The 3,220-nt window shown below is 30.6% G+C and carries 7 protein-coding genes; all 7 read left to right on the forward strand.

What is annotated here, in order from left to right; all coding sequences use genetic code 11:
* Nucleotides 1–67: 67 nt before the first annotated feature.
* Nucleotides 68–322: a DUF892 family protein gene (locus ACH2BG_RS08275; protein ID WP_395047229.1), complete on the forward strand. Its 255-nt coding sequence runs from the start codon at nucleotides 68–70 to the stop codon at nucleotides 320–322.
* Between the two features lie 4 nt (nucleotides 323–326).
* Complete coding sequence (locus ACH2BG_RS08280) at nucleotides 327–800, forward strand: Dps family protein (protein ID WP_395047230.1); 474 nt, start codon at nucleotides 327–329, stop codon at nucleotides 798–800.
* 32 nt (nucleotides 801–832) lie between these two features.
* Nucleotides 833–1,057, forward strand: coding sequence for an SHOCT domain-containing protein (locus ACH2BG_RS08285; RefSeq protein WP_395047231.1), 225 nt, complete (start codon nucleotides 833–835; stop codon nucleotides 1,055–1,057).
* Nucleotides 1,058–1,069: 12 nt separating this feature from the next.
* Nucleotides 1,070–1,348 (forward strand): hypothetical protein, encoded by a 279-nt coding sequence (locus ACH2BG_RS08290; protein WP_395047232.1) that lies wholly within the window; start codon nucleotides 1,070–1,072, stop codon nucleotides 1,346–1,348.
* A gap of 78 nt (nucleotides 1,349–1,426) precedes the next feature.
* Nucleotides 1,427–1,843: an OsmC family peroxiredoxin gene (locus tag ACH2BG_RS08295; RefSeq protein ID WP_395047233.1), complete on the forward strand. Its 417-nt coding sequence runs from the start codon at nucleotides 1,427–1,429 to the stop codon at nucleotides 1,841–1,843.
* Nucleotides 1,844–1,853: 10 nt separating this feature from the next.
* Nucleotides 1,854–2,534, forward strand: coding sequence for a type 1 glutamine amidotransferase domain-containing protein (locus ACH2BG_RS08300; RefSeq protein ID WP_395047234.1), 681 nt, complete (start codon nucleotides 1,854–1,856; stop codon nucleotides 2,532–2,534).
* Between the two features lie 157 nt (nucleotides 2,535–2,691).
* The coding region (locus tag ACH2BG_RS08305; protein WP_395047235.1) for an NADPH-dependent FMN reductase at nucleotides 2,692–3,220 on the forward strand (529 nt) is incomplete at its 3' end.

Below are 3,220 nucleotides of genomic sequence, written 5' to 3' on the forward strand. Positions count from 1 at the left end.
ACTGAAACAACGCCAAACGTGTTCCAGTAAATAATGAATTAGCAATTGATAACGAAAACTAGAAAAGATGATTTTAAATAACCACATTTTTCAAAGCCTAAGTAGTGATTCGTCTGACGAAAACTGTAATGTTTTTATAAATGAATTAATGAAAATATATAATTCAGAAAAAGAGCTCAACGAGACATTACCTACAATGATTAAAAATGCTAAGACGTCTGAAATAGTTACAGCTTTGACCAAGCACTTAAAATTCACTCAAGAGCATCTTTTGCGTTTAGAAACATTCTTCAAATCAATAAATCAACCCATAATATCTTAAAATTATGATACCAAAAATTGGAATATCCGAAATTCACTTAAAACAAATCGTCAATTTATTGTCTGTAGTTTTATCAGATGAAATGACGTTGTATGTCAAAACCAGAAAATTTCATTGGAATGTTGCTGGGCAAAGTTTTATGGAATTGCACAAACTTTTTGAAAAGCAATACTCTGAATCAGAAATCATTATTGACGAAGTTGCCGAAAGAATTAACAAACTCGGAAGCAAAACCATTGGTACAATGAACGAGTTTACGTTGCTATCAAGAATTATCGAACATCCAAACAAATATCCCGTTCAAAAAGCAATGATATCCGAACTTTTATCAGATCACGAAACATTAATTGCCGAATTACGTAAGGATATTGATGTTTGTTCAGACGAATGTCACGATGCAGGAAGTGCCGATTTGCTCACTAAAATCTTGCAACAACACGAAAGTACCGCTTGGATATTACGAAGATATTTGAGTTAGAAAAATTTATATTAATAATTAAAACAAATATTATGAATTACGAAAATTATTACTGGGGAATGAATATTATTTGGTGGGGTTTATGGATGGTTTTATTGTTTTGGATATTCGCAATTCCTTACGATATTCCAGGACAAAGACGCAAAAAAGATTCAGCTTTTGATATTTTGCAAAAACGGTATGCAGAAGGAAAAATTACTGAATCTGAATATTACGACAAGAAAAAAATCTTAGAAGAAGAGTTTCGTAAATCTTAAATTTTCTATAAAATGAAAAAGACAGAAAAATTCCCGAAAGCTCCAAATGAGCAATTAGAAAACAAAGACGGCTATCCAAAATATCCTGAAAGTGAAGATATTTATAACAAATTTGATAAAGAATTTGACATCGATCCCGAAAATATTTCTAAAAAGAAAGAAATAATAAAAATCGAAAAAAACCCTACTTGGAACGAAAAAAAATTCAACCAAGATAAATCTGGAAATGATCTTGATGTTCCAGGATCTGAACAAGATGATGATCAGGAAAATATTGGAAGCGAGGACTAAGAAAATAATTTTTATAGCATTGGTGGAGAAAATCACAATGACTTAAAAGAAGATAAAGGACAATAATTTAAAAAAATCATGATAAGAACAGCAAAAGCGCATTGGGAGGGAAGCCTCAAAGAAGGAAAAGGAGCATTGTCTACACAAAGTGGTGTTCTAGAAAATACAAATTACAGTTTCAAAACCCGTTTTGAAGAAGGAGAAGAAGGCACAAATCCTGAAGAACTATTAGCAGCAGCACACGCAGGTTGTTTTACAATGGCAGTTTCATCAATGCTTAATGCAAAAGGGATTACTGCTAATAAATTAGATACAGAAGCAACTCTAACGATGGAAGGATTAAGTATTACTGGTATTCATCTGAATATTTCGGGAGCTGTTCCAGGTATAAATGCAGAAGAATTTGCAACTATTACTAAAAATGCCGAACAAAACTGTATGATTTCTAAAGCATTAAGCATTCCTATAACTTCTGAAGTACATTTTGAAATTTAAAAGCTATAAAATGAAAATATTAATAGTTCTTACATCACACAGCAAATTAGGAAATACAGATGGTAAAACAGGTTTCTGGATAGAAGAATTTGCCACACCTTATTATATTTTTAAATCAGCAGGAGCTAAAATTACATTAGCATCTCCAAACGGTGGACAACCACCAATTGATCCTAAAAGCGATACTATCGAAAACCAAACCGAGTCTACAATTAGGTACAAAAATGACGAAAAATTATTAAAATTAATGTCAAATACCACTCAATTACAAGCTATTTCTGCGGTGGACTTTGATGCTATATTTTATCCTGGCGGTCATGGGCCTTTATGGGATTTGACTACTGATAAAAATTCAATAAAACTAATCGAAGATTTTTGGGATGCCAAAAAACCAGTAGCAACAGTTTGTCATGCACCATCAGTTTTGTTGAACGTCAAAGATGAAGATGGGAATTTTTTAATTAAAGGAAAAAAAGTTACAGCTTTTTCTAATACTGAAGAAGTAGCAGTTCAACTCGACAAAATTGTACCTTTTATGCTTGAAGAGGAAATCAAAAAGAAAGGCGGAATTTATTCTAAAAAAGAAGATTGGACAAGTTATGTTATAAAAGACGGATTGTTAATCACTGGTCAAAATCCGCAATCATCTGCCGAAGTTGCAAAAGAATTATTGGATGTTTTAAAAAAATAATCAATCGTGGATTAAAAAGAATATTAAAAAACATTAGAAATAGATGAAAATCCACACCAGCAAAAGTAAAAAAACCTATAAAACTTTGGCAAAAAAAACATTTATTCAATTCAGAAAAAGAAGTTTTAAAAGATTCTCTTTAAAATAACAATAAATTATGTATCATATTTCAATCATATCATCTAGTGTTCGAACAGGAAGAAAAAGCCATAATACAGCACTTTATTTTCAGAAATATTTGAAAACAAATAAGTTAGCTACAGTGGAAATTTTAGATTTAAAAGAATACAATTTTCCAATTTTTGACGAAAGATTAAAGAATCAAAAATCACCAAGTTTAGAAGCATTAGAATTCAAAAATAAAATCATTACATCAGACGGAATTATCATTGTTTCTCCAGAATATAACGGAAGTATTCCTGCTAGTTTAAAAAATGTTATCGATTTGTTATTTGAAGAATGGCAAAAAAAAATCATTGCTTTTTCTACAGTTTCAGCTAGTGATTTTGGAGGTTTACAAGCACTGGCACATTTACAATTTATATTTTGGAAAATTGGAGCTATTTGTGTTTCTAAAAATTTTCCAGTAGCTAAAGTTCAAGAAAAATTTGATGATTTTGGAAATCCAACAAACAAGAAAGAAATCGATGGGTTTGCTAAAATTTTTATAGATGATTTTTTGAAAT

Origin of the sequence: Flavobacterium sp., assembly GCF_043779715.1 — a bacterium.
GTDB lineage: Bacteria > Bacteroidota > Bacteroidia > Flavobacteriales > Flavobacteriaceae > Flavobacterium.